This is a genomic window from Psychrobacter sp. P11F6, assembly GCF_001435295.1.
In the GTDB taxonomy this organism is placed as follows: domain Bacteria; phylum Pseudomonadota; class Gammaproteobacteria; order Pseudomonadales; family Moraxellaceae; genus Psychrobacter.
The window spans coordinates 804,128-824,958 of the sequence record NZ_CM003594.1; the positions used below are offsets into that span (position 1 = coordinate 804,128).

Here is a 20,831-nt window from a genome sequence, read left to right on the forward strand (position 1 = left end):
ACCAACCTATTTATAAATACTAACCTGTATTGCGTAGCCCTGCTGCCAAGGCGTTGATACTACGAATCAATGCATCTTCGACAGCAAGTCTCTCGTTATTTTCCAATTTATCATCACTAGCGTTATCAGGCTGGCGCATACGCTTGAGTAGCTCAATCTGGATGTAGTTGATGGGATCTAAATAGGCGTTACGCCATTCTAATGAATGAGCCAAGTCTTGTTGGTTTGAGAGTAAAGACGCTTGTGCTAGCAAGGAGTTGAGACCTGCATGCGTCAGTTCATGCTCATCAATCACTGCCTGCATGACTTGCTCACGCAAGCTTTCGTCTTTACACAGTTGACTGTATGCACGGGCGATATTCATCTCGGATTTGGTAAAAGCCATTTCAATATTACTGATAAAGACATTGAAAAATGGCCAGTTTTTATTCATCTCTTTCATTAACGCTTCGTCTTTTTTGACGCTATCTAAAGCACTGCCCACGCCATACCAAGCGGGAAGGGTAAAGCGCGCCAATGACCAGCCAAATACCCACGGTATCGCCCGAATCGTCGATTTGCTCGGCAGTCCTTTTTTACGGTGAGCAGGACGCGAGCCAATATTGAGCAATGAAATCTCTTGTACTGGTGTGGCCTCAGAATAAAACTGATAGAAGCCCTCTGTATTATCCGTCAGCTCTCGATATTGCTGTTCGCCTGCATTTGCCAAATCAGCAAACAACGCTTCATAGCTATCTAGCTGTTTGGGTTGTTCGACAAATCGTGACGAGCTGGCTTTTAGCGCCCCCGTGATTCCCATGGTTAATTCAAACACGGCAGTATCTGGATTGGCATACTTGGCGTAAAGTACTTCGCCTTGTTCAGTGAACTTGATCTGTCCATGTAAAGTGCCAGCAGGCTGCGCGGCGATGGCTTGATGGGTTGAGCCACCACCACGACTGACGGAACCACCACGACCATGGAACAGGCGGGTGGTGATACCATATTGATTGGCGATATCGGTGATGGTTTGCTGGGCACTATATAACTGCCAAGCGGAGGTAATAATGCCGCCATCTTTAGAAGAGTCTGAGTAGCCAAGCATAATCTCTTGAATGTTTCCTGAGTGCTCAAGTAACTCCCGATATAGCGGATTGTCCAACACCATTGGCATAATCTTATCGATATTTTTTAAATCTTCGATAGTTTCAAACAGTGGCGCAACTGGTAGGGCAGAAAATAAATGCCCGTTTTTATCAATACCCGATAAGCCTGCAAAACGCATCAGTAGCAGTACCTCTAATAGCTGACTGGCGTTATTGGTCATCGAAATTACATAGCTACCAAAAGTATCGTCGCCGACCAGTTTACGCAGTTTAGCGACAGAATTCATCAGAGCAAGCTGTTCATGTGTTTGCGCGCTTAAATTGTCGGTATAAATCAGCGGTGCACCGGGCTTTTCTAGCAAACGTGTTAGCCATTCTTGGCGCTCTGTTTCGCTGAGGGTACGATAGTCGGGTAGATTCGAGGCGCTAGCAAAAATATCTGCAATAACTTCGCCGTGATATCCTGAATCTTGGCGGATATCTAGCGAGGCTAAATGGAATCCACAGGTTTTGACTAAGCGAATGGTATCAAGCAGTAAGCCTTCGCCATGTGCTTTGTCATGAGTATTGACACTTTTGCGAATAAGGCGTAAATCATCTAACAAGGCTGTCGGTGTTGAGTAAGCCTCTTTTGCAGCCTCCTCATCTGTGCCTTGGCTTTGGATATGCTGGTTGGTCGCTTTTATTTTAGCCAGAATAATGGACAGCAATCTTCGGTACGGCTCATTATTGTAATCATCAGGATTGTAGCAAAAGACTTTTTGATCGAGTGTGTTGTAGTCTTTGATACGGGTATAAATCTCTGGCGCGATATCGACGATAGTATCGCTATGAATCAGCTCACGACGCAATTTTCTGACCAATACTTGATAATGACGCAGTACAGTATTGGCATGCATCAATACCGCCATTTCAGTGGTTTCATGGGTGACGAATGGATTGCCATCTCTATCGCCGCCAATCCAAGAGCCAAAACTGACAAAGGCGGGTAAAGGGTAGTCGATTAACTCAGGATAGATATCGACGATAGCGTCTTTTATATTACGATATACTTTGGGAATGGCAGTGAATAAGCTGGCATCAAAATAGTGTAAGCCGTTGTTTATTTCATCATAAACCAAAGGTTTTCGGCTGCGAACTTCGTCTGACGACCACAGCAAGTCAATGGTTTCTGCTGTCTTTTGCTTAGCTTGCATAAAGGCTAGGCTGCCTTCGGGATAGTCGCTCATGGCATCGGTATGCTCATAGAGGGTTTGCAAGATATTCATGGTGGTGCGTCTACGGGCTTCGGTAGGATGAGCCGTAAAAACAGGAATAAATTTAAGGTGATCAATAAGCTCTTTGATTTGCGCAGGTTCGATTTGCCGCTCACGGCATTCTAACAAGGTGCGGCGAAAGGAGCCCTCCCAGCTTTGATTGGACTGAGCACGCATAGTACGGCGTTGCTCACGCAGATAGTTTTCTTCCGTTAAATTGGCGAGGAAAAAGTAAATAGAGAATGCGCGAATGACGTTTTTTAAGGTTTGATTGTCTAATGAGGCAATAAGATCAATCAGCTGCTGTTTGTGTGCTGGATTCTGCTCACGGCGCTCCTGAATAAAGCCTTTGCGCAATGTTTCGATAGTACGTAGGGTATCCTCACCAGATTGGCGAGAAATGGCCTCACCTAAAAATGCGCCTAACAATCTAACACGCGCACGCAATACGTCGTTCTTCAATAACATAATTGGCCTCCTTGGCTTTTAATCGACTCATTTATCAATGAGATAGGCTGGTTAATGAATAAGGGTCGCTGTTCCTATAAAATATAAATTAAAGTTATTTATATTCATTTGCTAAAAAATCCAAATAGCGTTTCCATGAGCGCTCATCTGCACGTGCATCATATCTATCACTGCCGAACACGCTAAAGGCATGTGGTGCACCACTATATGTCACCATCTCATGCGGTACGTTGGCGGCTTCTAATGTCTTACCCAAAGTTGCGAAGCTCTCTAGAGAAACAGATTCATCAGCAGAGCCGTGGAATACTAAGATTTCTCCAGTTGTCTTGTCATAACTTTGACCTGTTGGAATATCAAAGGCACCATGGAAGGGTACAAATGCTTTTTGCTCAAATCCTGAGCGCGCCAGCTCCAGAGCAACGGTACCTCCAAAACAATATCCCATGGTAGTGCCTTTACGCACATCATTACCTTGTAGTCGTCCGGCATTCAACGCACCTTGAAGTATGCGGCGCATTTTATTGCGATCATCGTATAACTCCCCAGTTAAGCGTTTGTTTTCTTCAATGGAAGTAGGGCGAACGCCTTGCCCGAACATGTCTGCCGCCAATACGTTGTAGCCCTCGCCTGCTAACATGTCAGCACGTTTACGCTCATAGTCTGTCAATCCATCCCAATCATGAATGAGTAAGATAAAAGGCGCATTCGCTTTGTCGGCTTTGGCGTAATAGCCTTCGTATGCTTGCTCATCCACGGTATAGGTAATATTTTTGGTTGTAATGGCGGCAGCCGTTTGACTAAAAGTAAGTGCCATTAGTCCGATTGACGCACCCATTAGCAATGAGTGATAAGGTTTTTTGGACGTAGTCTTTGAAGTTGATAACATGGTAGGTCGCCTTATAATCGTATAAAAAAGATAAATAGTTGGCTAAAACCATGCCCATTTTATTTATCAACTGTTTTAATGCTTCATAAGAGCATACCTTAAAAAATCACCACATGACAAGAATCTATCGTTAACGTTAAAACTCTCTTTAAATACGCTGAAATTACGGCTTTATCACGGCTGCAAACTTTAACCAAATATCAACAAGGAGAGCCATGAATTAGTCATATTTTTTGGCTAATATTAAAGACAGCTCTATACAAAGGTTCTAAAGAAATAGAGCCTACTTTTAATTACTAGCTAGGATGCATAATGAAAAATAATATTGATCATACTGACCCCGCTAAAGATATGAATACGGAACGTGGCAATGGCGGTGAGACTCACCAGCGCGCAGGGGATGACACTAAAGTGCTAACGACCCAACAAGGTGTCGTCATCTCTGACAATCAAAACTCTCTAAAAGCAGGCGCACGTGGCCCCACATTGCTAGAGGACTTTGTATTACGAGAAAAAATTCATCATTTTGACCATGAGCGTATTCCTGAGCGTATCGTTCATGCGCGTGGTAGTGCTGCTCACGGTTATTTTGAACTCACTGAGTCGCTCGAAAAATACACCACGGCGAAAATTTTGACTGAAACAGGTAAACAGACGCCTTTATTTACCCGTTTTTCTACTGTTGCTGGTAACAAAGGCTCAAAAGATACGCCACGTGATGTGCGTGGTTTTGCTGTGAAGATTTATACCGAAGAAGGCAATTGGGACATCGTTGGTAACAACATGCCGATTTTCTTTATTCAAGATGCGATGAAGTTTCCAGACCTCATTCATGCGGTCAAACCAGAACCAGATCGTGGATTTCCGCAAGCTGCTTCGGCGCACGATACGTTTTGGGACTTTGTGTCATTAAGTCCTGAGACCATGCATAATTTAATTTGGCTGATGAGTGATCGTGCACTACCACGCAGTTTACGCATGATGGAAGGCTTTGGTATTCACAGCTATCGCTTAATCAACAAAGAAGGCAAGAGCACCTTTGTCCGTTTCCATTGGAAACCTGTACTCGGTGTGCAGTCAACCACGTGGGATGAGGCGGTAAAAATCTCAGGCGCTGACCCTGATTATCATCGCCGTGATTTATTTGAAGCCATTAATAATGGCGACTATCCTGAATGGGAGTTTGGCGTACAGCTATTTACTGAAGAAGAGGCTGATAAATTCCCGTTTGATCATCTAGATGCCACCAAATTGATTCCAGAAGAGATGGTGCCAGTGAAAGTCGTGGGTAAAATGGTGCTGAACCGCTATCCCGATAACTTTTTTGCAGAAACGGAGCAAGTGGCGTTCTGTCCATCGCATCTGCCACCGGGCATTGATTTCAGTAATGACCCATTATTACAAGGTCGTTTGTTCAGTTATCTAGACACCCAGTTATCACGTTTAGGTTCGCCTAACTTTGCCCAAATTCCAATCAATGCACCGAAATGCCCGTTTGCCAATAATCAGCAAGATGGTCATATGCAGATGCAAGTACCTAAGACTCGTGTACTCTATGAGCCGCAAAGCTTAGATCCGACTAGACCACGTGAAAGCGCCAAACGTGGCTTTGAATCATTCCATGAGCAGTTGGATGATGGTGTAAAAGGTCGCGTGCGTGCAGAAAGTTTTGCCGATCATTATAGTCAACCGCGGATGTTCTATCGTAGCCAGACGCCAGCTGAGCAAGCGCACATTGCTTCTGCTTATGCCTTTGAGCTAGGTAAAGTAGATACGGCTCATGTACGTACTCGTATGCTGAGTCATCTGCCGCATATCGATGAAGACTTGGCAAATCGTGTGGCAACAGCGCTAGGTATGGAACTGCTAGAGCCTGCTGATGCCGCTGCTCCTGTACAGGATATGGCGATATCGAAAGCAGTACAAACCATTGGTCTAACGCCTAAGAGTTTAAAAGGCCGTTTGATTGGTATCTTGGTCGCTGAAGGCTCTAAGCATAGTGAAATCAAAAAGTTCGAAGAGGCGGCAAAAGCGCAGGGTGCTAGCGTGAAAATCGTTGCGCCCAATAAAGAAGTTGTCTTAGATGACGACACTCGCATACAAGCAGATGAGCGTCTCGCTGGCGGCCCTTCAGTGATGTTTGACGCAGTCGTTAGTATTATTATGCCAGACCAAGCTAAAAAGCTAGCAAAAGACAGCTCAGCACTAGATTGGTTCAATGATGCCTATGGACATTGCAAAGCGATTGCTTATTGCGGGGCGACTGATGAGTTTATCTTAAGTAAGCTACCTATCGAAAAAGACGCCTTTGTCACGCCACTGGCTGAATTGGATACTTTTATTGAGAATGCCAAATCTCGTCTGTGGGAACGTGAGCCAAAGGTTCGTGACTTGGCATAAGGTAGTATTAAGTTTAAACTTCTGATACTTTTAAAATTTTACTAATTTAACGAAAACTCAGCTTTAGCGCTGGGTTTTTTTTGATGGCAAGTTTTATAAAAAAGCAATTTATAGCCACAAGCGTTCACTCAAAGTCATTACAAGTTGAATGGTGGGCGTTATACTAAATCCTATTAAGGCGCGTTAAAAGCGTCTCCTATAGTAGGGATGCTATAACAGTGAGCAATCATGTAGCAGGGAATGCAAATGAGTTTATGTGAAATTGTACGTTTAGAAGGATATATCCAAAGTACTTATCTTGCGGTATATCCAGATAAAATTATGCTACTGGACGGTGGTTGCCGCCCTGATGTAGTGATGGTATTAGATTATATTAGAACGACGTTACAGCGACCAATCAGCGATCTAAAAGTCGTCGTAGTGACCCATATGCACCCTGATCATGCAGGCGGCGCTCATCAATTCAGAAAAGAGACGGGCTGTATCATTGTTTCGGCAGAAAAAAAGCGTCAATGGTATAGCGGTATCGGTGGGCATGCCATGCATTTTGTGGATATAAACCTTGCGCATTATGTGGCGAGACGTCAAGGTCGCTCCCTTAAAAATCTGTATTATCCTGCTCATCTTACACCTGATATCACCGTTAAAGATGGGGATAGTGTGCCGAAATTTGATGAATGGCAAGTGCTGGAAACACCCGGACATACAGATCGTGATTTATCTCTATTTCATATACCAAGTCGGCAAGTCTATACGGCCGACCTCATTATCAAACTGCGTCATAAGTTTGTGGCGCCTTTTCCTATTTATGATCCTAAAGTCTATATTCAGTCACTACAAAGAATAAAGGCGTTAAAACCTTCTATGGTTATGATGGCACATGGATGTGAGCTGGCAATAGATGCAGCAACTTTTGATATGCTGATTACGCAAGCACCCAAGCATCCACGGACGATCAAAGACACGATTAGGCATAAGCTACTGTGGCGAAAAGACGCTGACTTCACTATTTTCAAACGAAACCGTAAAAAATAAAGTGAAATTTTAAACAAAAAAAAGCCCAGTCACTATTAATATAATGACTGGGCTTTCTAAATATGGTGGGCCGACCGCGACTCGAACGCGGGACCAATTGATTAAAAGTCAACTGCTCTACCAACTGAGCTATCGGCCCTGAAGAGTATATAAAAAAGCATGGCTTTTTTAACTCTGCAAGTGAATTTACAACTTCGTAAATTCGGTGAAGTTTTCTAAAAGAAAGCTTCTTAAACTTTGTTACTTATTATGCCAATACCTGATAGGGCAATGTACATAACGAGCATAATACTAAATATGGTGGGCCGACCGCGACTCGAACGCGGGACCAATTGATTAAAAGTCAACTGCTCTACCAACTGAGCTATCGGCCCTAAGCGAAGATAAAATGAAGTAGTACTTCATCTGAGTACAAGAGAATTTACATTTTCGTAAATTCTAAAAACTCTATACCTTTGCTAGGTTTATATCTACTACAAGATAAGCTTCCTTGAAGGCAAACTTATTAAAACTAGACATCTAAAAAATGTCTTTAAACTTAATTTTTAATATTAGGTCAATCAACATTAAAAGAGGCATTAAGTTTGTTTCAACGTTTAAAGAATTTCTATCCCTAAACGTGAGAGCACATTATATACACTATCAGGACAATTACAACCCCGTAATATAAAAAAAGTGCAATTAATGCGAAAAAATGCGTTTTTTTATATAATTTGGCTTATTGGTGGCTGTTTCATGGCAGTAAATGCCTATTTAAAACGTCAGCCGCGACGTTTTAGTCCCTAGACAGTGCTTCAACAGGATCTAATTTAGCAGCATTACGCGCTGGCAAGAATCCAAATACGACACCAATCAAGGTTGAACAAATAAAAGCAGCAATAATAGAGGTTGATGAGTAAATCACTTTAAAGCTATCACCAGCAAAATTATTAATGATTTCACCAATAGCAAAGGCCAGTCCAATACCTAATAAGCCGCCCAAAATACAGACGAGTACGGCTTCTATCAAAAACTGCTGCATGATATCGTTTTGACGAGCCCCAACTGCCATACGTACCCCAATTTCATTAGTGCGTTCCGTGACCGATACTAGCATAATATTCATCACACCAATACCACCAACGATCAATGAGATAACAGCAACCGATGAGATGAGCAGTGTCATAGTACCTGTCGTTGATTCAATGGTCTGACGAATAGAATCTGAGTTAATAATATTAAAATCATCTTTACCATGGCGACCTTCTATTATGTCGGAAATAGCTGACTCAGCTACACTAGATGAGACACTATCATCTAACAGTGCTATAAAACTATCAATATTTGCACTACCAGTTATACGTGACATCACAGTGGTATAAGGCATATATATGACAGGTGTCGTGCTACTTGGTCCAAAGCCACTGTCGCTTGCCTCAAGGACGCCAACCACTCGTCCAGGCACACTACCGATGAGTATGACTTCTCCGATAGGGTTATCTATATCTGCAAAAAAAGCACTCTTGGCATTGTCATCGATAATAATATCTTGACTGCGAAGGTCGATACTTTGCGAATCGAAACCTTGACCTAATGCCAGCGTCTCACCAGTGACCTCTAGATAATACTCACCAACACCATTGATGGTCGAGTCTTCCTGCACGCTGCGATAGCGTACACTAGAGCTGGTATTGACTTGAGGGCTCACATTGATAACATACGGTTGACTGCTGACCGCTTCTGCATCTTCTGGTGTGAGGTTGTCGTCATTATATTTACGTCGCGGGTCGCCTCTAGGGTAGCCGTCATTCACTGTTATAGTATTGGTTCCTAGCGAGCTAATATTTGCGAGAATTTGCTGCTGAGAGCCTTGACCAAGACCAACGATAGACACAACCGCAGCGATACCGATGATAATACCTAACATAGTCAGCAAGGTGCGCATCTTGTGTGCACGCATGGCAAGTAAGGACATTTTAAAAGCTTCGAGCAAACGATCCACAAAACTGCCAAAGGCACTTTTACGATGTCCACCGAGGATAGATTCTGGGTGTTGAGTTGTCGGTTTATAATGCTCAGTTTTGTAATCTGCAATGACGTAACCGTCTTTTAACTCAATAACCCGTTCGGCTTGTGCGGCAAGTTTGGGATCATGAGTGACCATGATAATGGTATGACCTTTAGCATTTAGATCATGTAAGATCGCCATCACATCTTCGCCAGATTTGCTATCTAGTGCGCCAGTTGGCTCATCAGCTAAGATGACATCGCCACCATTCATCAGAGCGCGAGCAACAGAAACACGCTGTTGTTGGCCGCCTGAGAGCTGGCTAGGACGATTATTTACCTTTTCACCAAGACCTAGATCGGTCAAGAGCTTTTCTGCGCGATTGATTCGTGCCTCAGTGTTCATACCAGCATATACGGCAGGGACGGCAACGTTATCTTTAGCGCTAATGTCACCGAGTAGGTGGTAGCGCTGAAAGATAAAGCCAAAATGCTCTCGGCGTAACTCAGCCAGCTCATCTGCCTCTAGTTTGTTTGCTGATTGGCCATAAATCTTATAGTCACCTGCTGTCGCCTGATCTAAGCAACCCAAGATATTCATTAGAGTAGACTTACCAGAGCCAGATTGCCCGATAATCGCGACCATTTCACCTTGATTAATCGTTAAATTAACCTCGTGCAATACGCGAATGGTTTGCTCGCCGGCAGCAAACTCTCGAATAATACCCGATAGCTCCATAATGGGCTTGTCAGCGGTAGCTGCAGTATCATTCGATGAGTCGTTTTCTATCGAAGCGCTAGTGCTGTCGGTCGGCTGTTTAGCAGATTGAGATATAGTCATAGCAATGTCTTTAATCAAAGATAGTGAGTGTCGTGAGAAAAGGGCTAAGTTGCTCAAGCCCTTTCATCGTTAACATAGTCAAAGAATTAATTACATCCTTGGAGTACCACCAGGTATACGAGTACGACCACCACCTTTACCTGAAGCATTGGCACTACCTTCGCCGATGATAACCTGCTCACCTTCTTTTAAACCACTTAAAATCTGCGCATTTACTCGGTTATCAATGCCTACTTCTACTGTGCGAGGTTCTACTGTGCCGTCATCACTTAGTACGCGTACAACCTTGCTGGTTTTTGCTTGACCTTCAGTTTGATTTCTCGCGGGTCTTTCTTGTATGGCTGCTGATGGCACAAGCAACGCGTCTTTGGCTTGATCGATGATGATATAAATCTGGGCGGTCATATCAATACGAAATAATCGCTCAGGGTTAGCTACTTCAACATAGCCAACATAGTAGATCGCAGAATCGGTTGAGCTGGTCTTGCTAATCTCCTCAGGTGCCGGCTCAATCGCTGTCAGTGTCGCATCATACTGCTTGTCTGGATTACCGATGATATTAAAGTAGGCGGGCATACCAGCATTGACATTGATAACATCGGCTTCGGAGATTTGTGCGTTGATTCTAACAGTAGACAAATCTGCTAAAGTTACGATGGTCGGGGCTGTTTGATTGGCATTGACCGTCGTTCCTTGCTCTGTGGTCACTGAGACGACAGTACCTGATATTGGCGCGCGAATCGTTGTATAGCTAAGGTCTTCTTGAGCCGTTGCGACATTGGTTTGAGACTTTCGTAATGCTGCTTGTTGGCTATTGATGTTTGCAGTGGCTGTTGCAATGGCGGCTTGTGCCGTATCAATAGCAGCGCGTGCATTGGCGACCGCTGCCTGCGCTGTTTGAACTTTTGTTGCCTGTGTATCGTAATCCTGTTGTGATATCGCATCGATAGCGAGTAGTCCTTGCAGGCGTGCAAAATCAGACTGTGCTTGTTTAAGCTCAGACTGACGGCTGGCAAGATCAGCATAGGCACTTTTTAGACTCGCTTGTTTGCTTAACGATTCTGCTTGCGCACTTTGTAGCGCGGCTTCGCTTTGCTCAAGACTGGCTTGTTCATTGCTCAGGCTGTTCTTCTGAGTCACTTGATCAATCTGTGCAATCAAATCGCCTTGTTTCACCTCGTCACCCACTTCTACATAGAGGTTTGTGACCTCACCAGAAACCTGTGCACCGACATCAACGGTATTAAGTGCTTTAACTTTACCTGATGCCATGACATTGTTTTCGATATCACCAACCTCAACAGGTGCGGTTAAATAACTGGGTTTTTCTTCCTCTGGTTTTAAAAAAGTATAGGCCAAAGCCCCTAATGCTACGATGATTAAGGCGATGACACCCCATTTGATAGCAGACTTTTTGCTTATTTTGCGCATAACAACAATCCAGTCACAATGAAATCAAGTGTAGATATAGTAGAGACTTCACCTGCAAAAGGGAATGGTAATTAGTTTACGAAAGGTTAAGAAGTTCAGCAGTAGAGATAAGGCAGACTATATTATGGAAATAATAAACAAAGAAAGAATGTAATGTTAAACCATCAGCAAATTCAAAAAATAATTAACGATTATAGTAAAAAGATAGGGCTAAATATTGATGATGTTATTTTAAGAGATATGCCTTCTGGATTTGGTGGGCCACACTTGGAGATAAGCGGTGGCTATTACCACTATGTAATATGTGAACGAGGTAGTGAACTCACTAGAAAATCTTCTAGGGACGTAGATGATTTTATCTATAGGTTTTTTGAGATGGTAACGTCTAGGGTAGCAGGCGAGTATGAGCAAGAGAATAGTGTCATGAGTGAAGATCAAAGAGTTATACGCTTTAATAAGCAAATTGAACTTATGACGCAGCTAAATCATGAATGGGGTAGAAAAAAAGAAGCGGATATAACAGAAACTTTAAAAAACTTTCCTTATTCAGTTAATAATAGAACTTACGATAAGAAAACTTGGTTAAATAAGTTATTGAATTTTTTCAACCAATCAAACGGCAAACAGCCGCTTACCTGATAACTCAAGCGCTGCTTGCAATAATAACTCCCACGCTGGCTGACGCACGAGTCCTTTGATGGCTTGGTCACATTTATAAAGCAGGGCAGGCCATTCAGCCGTTTGAGTTTTTGACTGGCGACGGCAAGCTTGCTGGTACAACCCTTGTTTGCTACGCCAAATACCAAGCGCTTGCGGATCTTGCCCATCCATCAATTGCATAATTTGCCGCATGTCTTTACTGATTGCCCATAATACCAAGGTGGTTGGCTCGTCAGTGGCTTTCAGCTGAAACATGATTTTGGCGACTTGAGTGCTGTTACCGGCAAGCATGGCATCCGATAAATCAAAGACGCTAAACTGTGCATCACTGACCAACGCAGCTTGTAGATCCTTAATGTCTAAGGCAATATTGTTTTTCAGTTGTGTAGAATGGTCAGTCTGTTGACTAGCCTCAATATTCTTAGCGACTAACTGCGGCGCAAATAAGTAGGAGAGCCGCCATAAGGTCTGATAAGCGCTTAGCAGATGGTGCTCAGTATGCGACATAAGCAGCTGCCAGGCTTCTTGCGATAGTCGTAAACCAAACTGCTGAGCTTGTATTTGCAGTAGCTGCTGTCGTTGCTGCTCATTATATAAATTGCAATCAATGACATGACCATATTGAGCAAATGGCGTAAACCACTTGCTGCTTTGCGCTCGCTTGTCTTGTTTGGGCGTGAGCCATAATAAACTATGACTGTGCGTCCCTGTTTGAGCTTCAACGGCAAAGCGCTCAAGCTCAGTGATGACCGCCTTGTCAGGCTTATGATTGCCCGTCACGATGAGTGCACTGGCATCATCAAATAAAGACTGGCTACCAAGCTCTGACAATACTTCTTGCCAGCTTTTGACCGATATCAGCTCAATACGCTTAATCGCGTAATTCTGCGCGCGCCAATGTGGTCGCAGGGCATCAATGAGCCATTGACTGAGTAGTGGCTCATCACCATGCGCCAGCCACAAGCCCGCGACTGCAACGGAAGGCTGTAGTAGCTTTGGGTAGGCTTGTATAAAGGTATCTTGCATAGGGTAATAAGTACACAGATTGATGAAAATAAACGTGGAATATGTTGCGCATTATAAACTATGGGTTTGGCACTACCACCGCGATCGACGTTGAGCCATTACCGCTTTGCACAGATTGTCTGACTCCAGAAGAGCTGACCTTTGGTAGGGAGATGGCGACATATTGATCAGTAATTCGGCGTGCCAAACTGTCATAGAGCCAGTCACGAATTTGATCGCCTTGCTGATCATCAGTGCTTACCGATGCTTCATTATATTGATAGCTACGCTCGACTTGGATGGGGTTGCTTAGCGTAATTGGTTTGCCATTTTCCATGGTCTGATAGCTGACATCTGCTGAAAGTACCAAGCGAATCTCTGTCAAGACACCGACCAGCTCATAACGCTTAAAACGCACGTTATTGATGGTAATAGCGGCAATGGGTTCAGCACTTGCTTGTTTGTTATTGTTCGCAACATCAGCTGCTGTCATGTTGTCAATGACCTCAACACCTAAAGTTTTTAGGCGTCTTGTCAATGGCAGCTTAAGCGGAAATGAGGTGCGATTGTCTTCTAGAATCACGGCTGTTTTGGCGACATCAAGCAGCATTGGCGCATCATAGCCACGCAGTTGAAAGCCGCAGCCACTAATAGCTGCCGTTGCACCTAATAGCGTAAACATTGGCAGGGCAGTCAGAAAAGCCGCCGCCAGTTTTTGTCCGTTTGATTTTTTAGCAAAAGCGTCTTTTTTGCTTAAGCTGGCTTTGGGGGACTGACCTGCTCGATATTTATACGACATAATCGCTATCCTAATATTATAAAAAGGCTCAGACTAATCATTAAACTAATAAAAAGTACTGAGCCTAAAAAATCTAGCCTACCACCACGATGTTTACCAGCTTATTAGGGACGACGATTTCTTTTTTGATGTCGCCAGTCAAGAATTTTGCCACACTTTCCATCGAGCGTGCTTGTGCTTTTAGCTGTTCTGGATCGCTATTTGGGGCTACGTCCATTTTACCGCGCATTTTACCATTGACCTGTACTACCATCGTGATCATATCTTGTACCAGAGCGCTTTTATCAACTTCTGGATAATTCAAGGTAATGGTATCTAAACCCAATTGCTCAAGTAAATGTTCACCAATGTGCGGCGCATATACGGATAGCATAATCAGCAGATCCGTCAATGCCTCATGCTGTACCTGTAGGTCTTGCGTGCTATTGGCCTTAAAGCCAGTCAGCTCGTTGGCAAGCTCCATCAAACTTGATACAGGTGTGTTCAATGCCAAACGATCACCCAAATCACTATCGATTTTAGCAATCGTTTCATGGGTTTTACGGCGTAAGTTTTTGGCTTCTTTGCTTAAGCCATCAGTGCTCAAAGCTCCATTGTTCAGCGCCTCGATACTTAGATTCGCAGCAGTAAGCGCTTGCATGTGTTCAGTAGCAATACGCCATACTTTTTTGACGAAGTTATAAGGGCCTTTGAGCGCATCATCTGACCATTCTAGCGTTTGATCCGCAGGCGCGGTGAAGAGCGTATAGAGACGAACGGTATCAGCGCCGTATTTATCGATGGTGATTTGTGGATCGACACCGTTGTTTTTTGACTTAGACATTTTTTCGATTTTGCCAATGGTCACGGGCTGCCCATCAGATTTTAAGATGGCTTTAATCGGTTGACCACGTTCGTCATAGTCGATATCAATGTCTTCTGCAAAATAGTACGTGGTACTGCCATCCGCATTTAGGCGATAAAATGTTCCTGCCAATACCATGCCTTGCGTCATCAAATTAGCAAACGGCTCATTTCCTGACACCAAGTCTTCATCACGCATCAGTTTATGGAAGAAGCGTGCATAAAGTAGATGCATCACCGCGTGCTCAACACCACCGATGTATTGATCGACAGGCAGCCACTTATTGGCGGCAGATTTATTGACCATGCTTTGCGCATCATTTGGGCTTGCAAAGCGTGCATAGTACCAGCTTGACTCCACAAAGGTGTCAAAGGTATCGGTTTCGCGCTCAGCAGGATTACCGCATTTAGGACACGTCGTATTGACAAATTCTGGAATGTTTTTTAACGGATTTCCGCGACCGTCAGGAACGACATCAGTCGGTAAGACAACGGGCAAATCTTGCTCTTCGACAGGTACGGTGCCGCAATGCTCACAGTTAACCATTGGGATAGGACAGCCCCAATAACGCTGGCGAGAGACACCCCAATCACGGAGACGGTATTGGATTTTTTTCTTTGCAAGCTCTTGTGGTTCTAGTTTGGTCAGCATCGCTTCAAACGCTTGCTCAAAGTCTAACCCATCAAATTCACCTGAATTGACCAAAGTATTGCGTTCGGTATAAGCACGATTAATCTCAGTATCGTTCGCCTTTGCATCTGCTTCTAACGCATCGAAATAGCCGACAGGGATATCGATGACTTGTTTAATAGGTAAGCTGTATTTAATTGCAAACTCATAATCACGCTCATCATGAGCAGGGACAGCCATCACTGCGCCTGAGCCGTAGCTCATAAGCACATAGTTGGCAACCCATACTGGCACTTCTTCGCCGGTGAGTGGGTGCGTGACCGTAAGACCAGTAGCCATACCGATTTTTTCAGCTTTAGCTAGGTCTGCTTCTGCAACTGAGCCTTTTTTGCAAAGAGCACAGAATTGCGCAATCGCTTCATCATGCTCAGCCGCATACTGCGCTAGCGGATGTTCGGCCGCGACCGCCACATAAGTCACACCCATCAAAGTATCAGGGCGAGTAGTAAACACATCTAACGTATTGGTCTCGCCAGCAAGCTCATAAGGGAAGTGTACTTCCATACCTGCGCTACGACCAATCCAGTTGCGCTGCATGGTCAATACTTCTGATGGCCAGTGACCTTCTAGCTGATCCAAATCATCGAGCAATTCGTCAGCATAATCAGTGATATTAAAGTAATACATCGGAATGTCGCGCTTTTCGACCGCAGCGCCACTACGCCAGCCTTTACCATCGATGACTTGCTCGTTGGCTAAAACGGTATTATCAACAGGATCCCAATTGACTGTTGACAGTTTTTTGTAGACCAAGCCTTTTTTGTATAACTGTAAAAACAACCACTGTTCCCACTGATAATACTCAGGGCTGCAAGTGGCAAATTCACGTGACCAGTCGATTGATAAGCCCAGTAGTTTAAGCTGCGCGCGCATGCTGTCAATATTGGCAAACGTCCATTTGGCAGGTGGAGTTTGGTTAGCAATCGCCGCGTTTTCTGCTGGCAAGCCAAAACCATCCCAGCCCATAGGCTGCATGACTTCATAGCCCTTGAGGCGATAGTAACGGCTCAGTACATCAGAAATCGTATAGTTACGCACGTGACCCATATGCAGCTTACCGCTTGGGTAAGGGAACATCGACAGCATATAGCGACTTGGCTTATCGCTTGGCTCATTGCTCACTTCAAAGCGCTTGTCAGTTGCCCATTTGGCTTGCTGCGCCGCTTCTATCGCTTGTGGGTTATAATGATTGTTTTCAGCTTGGTCAGATGTCACAGTATTGCTCATAGTTGGCTCGAGATTGATTAATACGAATAAATTGGGTGAAATTTCACAATGCCATAGCATAGCGTAATTTGGCGAAAATTGCGACGATATGATAGGGCGTTTGCGCATGAAGAAGAATACAAATTCGAAAATTTGAGCGGGTTTTTAATGTTTTGGTTATCATAAACCAAATACCCATAGGCTTAGGTATAATAAACAGAATAATGATCATTGATTTGGAGTTTTTATGACCATCACTATTTACGGTATCAAATCGTGCAGCACCATGAAAAAAGCCTTTACTAAGCTTGATGAGCTAGGCGTCAGCTATGAATTTCATGATTATAAAAAACAAGGTATCGATAAAGATAGCGTTCAGCGTTGGGTAGATAAATTAGGCATCGATAAAGTGCTCAATAAGCGCGGTACGACATGGCGCAAACTAGACGACAGTCAAAAGCAGGCGGCTGATGCTAGTCTAGATAACGCCATTGATTTGCTCGTAGAAAATACCAGTATGATTAAGCGTCCGATAGTTGAAGGTGAGCTGACTGATAAAAACAAGATTATATTACTATGCGGTTATGATGAAGCTGAGTTTGATAAAGTTTTTTCGTAAAAGAATACGGCTATCATCAATAAAGCCCGAGCTAAGAACCTCTTAGCTCGGGCTTTATAACACCTAAAAGAAACCAAATCACACTTGCGAGCCATATAAGCAAGACGTAAAAGCGAATTTGTTCAGCATTCCAATCTAGTGCAAACCAATCAATGAGGAAAAATGACTTCCACCCTTCTATCCATTTTGCGCCACCATAGCCAATAATCCACCAGCAGTACAAGCTTTCTAAGATAAAAAGTAGACACCAGAGCCACAATGCCATGATTTACTCCTGCTACTCGGCCAATGATGAGCCTAAATCACGACTGATTAATGTACCAACCCCTTCATTGGTGAAAATCTCTAACAGCGTGGCATGAGGCACGCGACCATCGACGATCACCGCGCTTTTTACGCCGCTACGTACCGCATCAAGTGCACATTGGATTTTGGGAATCATACCGCCTGAGATAGTGCCGTCTTCAATGAGGCTGTCGACTTTCTTTGGCGTGAGTCCAGTCACGACTTCGCCGTCACGACCCAGCACACCCTTGATATTGGTCAATAGCATTAATTTCTCAGCTTGCAAAAATTCCGCTACTTTACCTGCAACCAAGTCGGCATTGATATTGTACGTATTGCCTTCGCTATCGACCCCAAGTGGCGCGATGACGGGAATAAAATCAGAGGCAATGAGCATGTTAATCACGTCTTTATTGACACTGACCACATCACCGACAAACCCTAAATCGACGGGCACAGCAATTCCATCTGCGCCAATTTTTTCCATCATCAGTTTTTTGGCTAGGATTAAATTGGCATCTTTACCCGTCAGACCAATGGCGCGGCCACCGTGTTTGTTGATTAAGCTAACAATAGATTTGTTGACACTACCACCCAAAACCATCTCGACAATATCCATGGTGCTTTTATCGGTGACGCGCATCCCATCGATACGGTCTGACTGACGCCCCAACTCTTTTAATAAATTATCCACTTGTGGACCACCGCCATGCACGACCACGGGATGAATGCCAACGGTTTTTAACAAGACGATGTCGCGGGCAAATGAGCTTTCAAGCGCAGGATCCGTCATCGCATTGCCGCCGTATTTGACCACGATAAGCTTATCGACAAAGCGTTGGATATAAGGCAGCGCTGTGGTCAATACTTCAGCAGTGTTTTTGGCATCATCTAAATTAAGCGTCATTATAAACTCCTAAGTTATGGTATTAAAAAGTCATATTTTTATTTGACAGCAACTACTTTGACGGTAACTATTTTGATCAAAACTATTCGGCAGGAATAGCGACAATTTGTTCCGCCAGTTTTTTATCAAATGGGCGACATAAAGCGGCAAATTTTGCTTGGATGTCGCGTAAGTCTTCTATGCTATCACCAGCAAAGCGTGCGGTAAGATTGTGACTGGTATTTGATTGGCGGAGCACCCCAAAACCATGGGCGAAATCCAAACGCACGCCATCAATACAGCTCAGCTTCGTCCCCACTGGCAATAAGCATTTGGCTTGCTTGGACGTCATATATTGCCGACTCATCGAACAACGGCAAAGCGATGGCTGGCTAGTAGCTATCCAATGATCACCAGAATCTTTTGCTACAGTCGCTTCTACGAGTTGGCGTAAATACTGACAAAATTTGGTCAGCTGCTCGACGATAGCATCGTCTTTTTTAAGGGTTTTAGGCATCGGCAAATAATGATCCGCCGTACTGACCATAGCAGGCAATTGCTCTGTAATATCAGTCAGAGATTTTTTACCGTAAGCATCGTAAGCCGCTAGCCAATGCAGCAATCGCAAGGCCGCGTACATGGCGTCATCATAAATAATAAAGCGGCTGTCGTTAAATATGAAATGCCCTGACAATTCACCTGCAAAGACGATTTGACCAGCAGACTGCTGCATCTGTCGGCGCATAAAGCTGCTGCCCGTTTTACTGAGCACAGGTGTTGCGCCAAGCTCAGACAAGAGTTTCGGTAGATGATGGGAGCATTTAATATCAAAAAGGATTTGAGAGGGCAGTTGTGAATGGACTGGGCTTTTATAACACAGCGTTTCAGGGTGTTCGGTCAGCGCCACTTGCGCTAATAAATATAGCAAGTGATCGGGCGTGACAACTTTACCGCTATTATCGACGATCATTAAGCGATCGCCATCGCCATCAAAAGCGATACCTATATCTGCTTGATGTTGACGCACACTTCGCTGTAATTGTTCGAGACGGTGTGGTTCAGTGGGATCAGGATTGCCAGAGGGAAAACTCCCATCTGCGATGTCATTAAGCATGATGACCTGCTGGCAAAAATGTTCAAATAAACGCTGGGCGATATTGCTGGTCGCCCCATGCATGCAGTCTATGACGACCACCACATCAAGGATGCCAGATGGTTGTTGGTTATCTTTGAGAAGTGGTTTATTACAGGGATGGATTTGCTTAAAGACTTGAGCGATAGCCTCAATATAAATCGTCGCGACTTGTGTATCAGATAAATTGAACGGCTGATTGCAAATAGACTTAGCAATTGTATTTGTCAGCGTATTTTGAGCATCAACCTGTGCTTGAGAGTGATTGAGGTGGCAAGCATAGTTAGCCCGTGTTTTTTGCCAAAGCAACTGAATCTCTGCATGGCTCGGAGATTGATGGTTGACCAACCATTTGATACCTAAAATGTCTTTAGCAGAATGACTGGCGGTGACGATAATGCCATGACCCGAGTATTGCTCTGCCCAAAAAACCATCATGGGGGTAGTGATTAACCCCAGTCGGATAACTTGTAAGCCATGTTCAGTCAGTATATTAGCCAATCTCTGAGCGATAATATCACTACCGAGACGCACATCATAACCAAGCACAATGACGGTTCTTTTACGGTCAATACTTGGTTTTGGCAGGCAGGCTTTGGCAGGAGCTGCGGTTGGGTTGCAATTTGCGACACTATAAAGCTGAGCAAATGCCTTGCCCAATGCTTGAATAAAGTCATTGGTAAAATGCTGGCGTGAACCACGAATATCATAAGCACGAAATAAGCATTGCTGCGCAGCAAAAGACGGCATCGCTTACTCTCCTTATGGCGTGATTCACGTGATGGTGATTTGGTGATGACTAAAATACAATTAACATGGCAAATCAGTAATGACGACTGATTATTGGCGGCCTGAATGTCCAAAGCCGCCAGCACCGCGTGCACTGGTATCACTAAACTCTGATACCACTTCAAACTCAGGGCGGGCAACGGGTACGACTACATATTGTGCCATACGTTCCGCAGGATTCAACACAAAGTCTTCATTACTGCGATTCCAAATACTGACCATCAGCTCACCTTGATAATCGGCATCAATCAAGCCAACCAAATTACCCAAGACGATACCGTTCTTATGACCAAGACCTGAGCGCGGTAAAATCATCCCTGCAAAGTTAGGATCTTGGATATAAACCGCCAAACCAGTACCAATTAAATGCGTGGCACCTGCTTTAATCGTCAATGGCTCATCAATACAAGCGCGCAAGTCGATACCAGCGCTGCCATCAGTGGCGCGTGTCGGTAACGAGAACGCTTTATCTTCAGTAATTTTAGGGTTTAATACTTTAACTTGTACAGCTTGCATAACGCACTCACT

General features: G+C 44.1%; 15 protein-coding genes and 2 tRNA genes. 4 read left to right on the forward strand and 13 right to left on the reverse strand.

Features of this window, described 5'->3' with window-relative positions:
* Positions 1-19 precede the first annotated feature (19 nt).
* Positions 20-2,809, reverse strand: coding sequence for a phosphoenolpyruvate carboxylase (gene ppc / locus AK822_RS03440; RefSeq protein ID WP_060490560.1), 2,790 nt, complete (start codon positions 2,807-2,809; stop codon positions 20-22).
* A 94-nt stretch (positions 2,810-2,903) separates the two neighbouring features.
* Positions 2,904-3,695: a dienelactone hydrolase family protein gene (locus AK822_RS03445; RefSeq protein ID WP_087945546.1), complete on the reverse strand. Its 792-nt coding sequence runs from the start codon at positions 3,693-3,695 to the stop codon at positions 2,904-2,906.
* A 312-nt stretch (positions 3,696-4,007) separates the two neighbouring features.
* Between AK822_RS03445 and AK822_RS03450 the strand changes: the two genes are divergently transcribed.
* Positions 4,008-6,095, forward strand: a complete 2,088-nt coding sequence (locus AK822_RS03450) for a catalase (protein WP_060490561.1) — start codon at positions 4,008-4,010, stop codon at positions 6,093-6,095.
* 246 nt (positions 6,096-6,341) lie between these two features.
* Entirely contained in the window at positions 6,342-7,130 is a 789-nt protein-coding gene (locus AK822_RS03455; protein WP_060490562.1) for an MBL fold metallo-hydrolase, read from the forward strand.
* 63 nt (positions 7,131-7,193) lie between these two features.
* Here AK822_RS03455 and AK822_RS03460 read toward each other — a convergent pair.
* From AK822_RS03460 to AK822_RS03475, 4 genes are all read right to left on the reverse strand, one after another.
* Positions 7,194-7,269 (reverse strand) — tRNA-Lys (locus AK822_RS03460).
* 159 nt (positions 7,270-7,428) lie between these two features.
* Positions 7,429-7,504, reverse strand: a tRNA-Lys gene (locus AK822_RS03465).
* Between the two features lie 401 nt (positions 7,505-7,905).
* A complete protein-coding gene (locus AK822_RS03470) occupies positions 7,906-9,855 on the reverse strand; it encodes a MacB family efflux pump subunit (RefSeq protein ID WP_045445145.1) in 1,950 nt (649 codons plus the stop codon).
* A 192-nt stretch (positions 9,856-10,047) separates the two neighbouring features.
* Positions 10,048-11,388 carry an efflux RND transporter periplasmic adaptor subunit gene (locus AK822_RS03475; protein WP_055124543.1) on the reverse strand — a complete coding sequence of 447 codons (1,341 nt, stop codon included), beginning with the start codon at positions 11,386-11,388 and terminating at the stop codon, positions 10,048-10,050.
* Positions 11,389-11,541: 153 nt separating this feature from the next.
* On the opposite strand from AK822_RS03475, the gene AK822_RS03480 reads away from it, so the two are divergent.
* A complete protein-coding gene (locus AK822_RS03480) occupies positions 11,542-12,027 on the forward strand; it encodes an Imm63 family immunity protein (RefSeq protein ID WP_060490563.1) in 486 nt (161 codons plus the stop codon).
* On the opposite strand, the gene holA is transcribed toward AK822_RS03480, so the two are convergent.
* The 3 genes from holA to leuS form a co-directional block, all read right to left on the reverse strand.
* Positions 12,001-13,074 (reverse strand): DNA polymerase III subunit delta, encoded by a 1,074-nt coding sequence (gene holA / locus AK822_RS03485; protein ID WP_060490564.1) that lies wholly within the window; start codon positions 13,072-13,074, stop codon positions 12,001-12,003. The two genes, AK822_RS03480 and holA, sit on opposite strands and share 27 nt — an antisense overlap.
* 58 nt (positions 13,075-13,132) lie before the next feature.
* On the reverse strand, positions 13,133-13,852 hold the full coding sequence (locus AK822_RS03490) for an LPS-assembly lipoprotein LptE (protein WP_083475674.1): 720 nt from the start codon (positions 13,850-13,852) through the stop codon (positions 13,133-13,135).
* A gap of 73 nt (positions 13,853-13,925) precedes the next feature.
* Positions 13,926-16,613, reverse strand: coding sequence for a leucine--tRNA ligase (gene leuS, locus AK822_RS03495; RefSeq protein WP_060492158.1), 2,688 nt, complete (start codon positions 16,611-16,613; stop codon positions 13,926-13,928).
* A 226-nt stretch (positions 16,614-16,839) separates the two neighbouring features.
* Here leuS and AK822_RS03500 point away from each other — a divergent pair, with 226 nt between their 5' ends.
* A complete protein-coding gene (locus AK822_RS03500; RefSeq protein ID WP_060490565.1) occupies positions 16,840-17,211 on the forward strand; it encodes a Spx/MgsR family RNA polymerase-binding regulatory protein in 372 nt (123 codons plus the stop codon).
* A gap of 31 nt (positions 17,212-17,242) precedes the next feature.
* Here the strand turns inward: AK822_RS03500 and AK822_RS03505 are convergent, their stop codons facing one another.
* The 4 genes from AK822_RS03505 to dut form a co-directional block, all read right to left on the reverse strand.
* Complete coding sequence (locus AK822_RS03505; RefSeq protein WP_060490566.1) at positions 17,243-17,476, reverse strand: hypothetical protein; 234 nt, start codon at positions 17,474-17,476, stop codon at positions 17,243-17,245.
* 12 nt (positions 17,477-17,488) lie between these two features.
* Positions 17,489-18,403, reverse strand: coding sequence for an acetylglutamate kinase (argB, locus tag AK822_RS03510; protein ID WP_055124537.1), 915 nt, complete (start codon positions 18,401-18,403; stop codon positions 17,489-17,491).
* 82 nt (positions 18,404-18,485) lie between these two features.
* The gene (locus AK822_RS03515; RefSeq protein ID WP_060490567.1) at positions 18,486-20,264 is read right to left on the reverse strand and encodes a phosphomannomutase/phosphoglucomutase; all 1,779 of its coding nucleotides are present in this window, start codon (positions 20,262-20,264) and stop codon (positions 18,486-18,488) included.
* A 90-nt stretch (positions 20,265-20,354) separates the two neighbouring features.
* The gene (gene dut, locus AK822_RS03520; protein ID WP_060490568.1) at positions 20,355-20,819 is read right to left on the reverse strand and encodes a dUTP diphosphatase; all 465 of its coding nucleotides are present in this window, start codon (positions 20,817-20,819) and stop codon (positions 20,355-20,357) included.
* Positions 20,820-20,831 lie beyond the last annotated feature (12 nt).

Excerpts from the sequence above, each read along its gene's own strand:
- ppc (WP_060490560.1), bottom strand. The coding sequence starts at position 2,809 with ATGTTATTGAAGAACGACGTATTGCGTGCGCGTGTTAGATTGTTAGGC.
- AK822_RS03445 (WP_087945546.1), bottom strand. The coding sequence starts at position 3,695 with ATGTTATCAACTTCAAAGACTACGTCCAAAAAACCTTATCACTCATTG.
- AK822_RS03450 (WP_060490561.1), top strand. The coding sequence starts at position 4,008 with ATGAAAAATAATATTGATCATACTGACCCCGCTAAAGATATGAATACG.
- AK822_RS03455 (WP_060490562.1), top strand. The coding sequence starts at position 6,342 with ATGAGTTTATGTGAAATTGTACGTTTAGAAGGATATATCCAAAGTACT.
- AK822_RS03470 (WP_045445145.1), bottom strand. The coding sequence starts at position 9,855 with ATGGAGCTATCGGGTATTATTCGAGAGTTTGCTGCCGGCGAGCAAACC.
- AK822_RS03475 (WP_055124543.1), bottom strand. The coding sequence starts at position 11,388 with ATGCGCAAAATAAGCAAAAAGTCTGCTATCAAATGGGGTGTCATCGCC.
- AK822_RS03480 (WP_060490563.1), top strand. The coding sequence starts at position 11,542 with ATGTTAAACCATCAGCAAATTCAAAAAATAATTAACGATTATAGTAAA.
- holA (WP_060490564.1), bottom strand. The coding sequence starts at position 13,074 with ATGCAAGATACCTTTATACAAGCCTACCCAAAGCTACTACAGCCTTCC.
- AK822_RS03490 (WP_083475674.1), bottom strand. The coding sequence starts at position 13,852 with ATGTCGTATAAATATCGAGCAGGTCAGTCCCCCAAAGCCAGCTTAAGC.
- leuS (WP_060492158.1), bottom strand. The coding sequence starts at position 16,613 with ATGAGCAATACTGTGACATCTGACCAAGCTGAAAACAATCATTATAAC.
- AK822_RS03500 (WP_060490565.1), top strand. The coding sequence starts at position 16,840 with ATGACCATCACTATTTACGGTATCAAATCGTGCAGCACCATGAAAAAA.
- AK822_RS03505 (WP_060490566.1), bottom strand. The coding sequence starts at position 17,476 with ATGGCATTGTGGCTCTGGTGTCTACTTTTTATCTTAGAAAGCTTGTAC.
- argB (WP_055124537.1), bottom strand. The coding sequence starts at position 18,403 with ATGACGCTTAATTTAGATGATGCCAAAAACACTGCTGAAGTATTGACC.
- AK822_RS03515 (WP_060490567.1), bottom strand. The coding sequence starts at position 20,264 with ATGCCGTCTTTTGCTGCGCAGCAATGCTTATTTCGTGCTTATGATATT.
- dut (WP_060490568.1), bottom strand. The coding sequence starts at position 20,819 with ATGCAAGCTGTACAAGTTAAAGTATTAAACCCTAAAATTACTGAAGAT.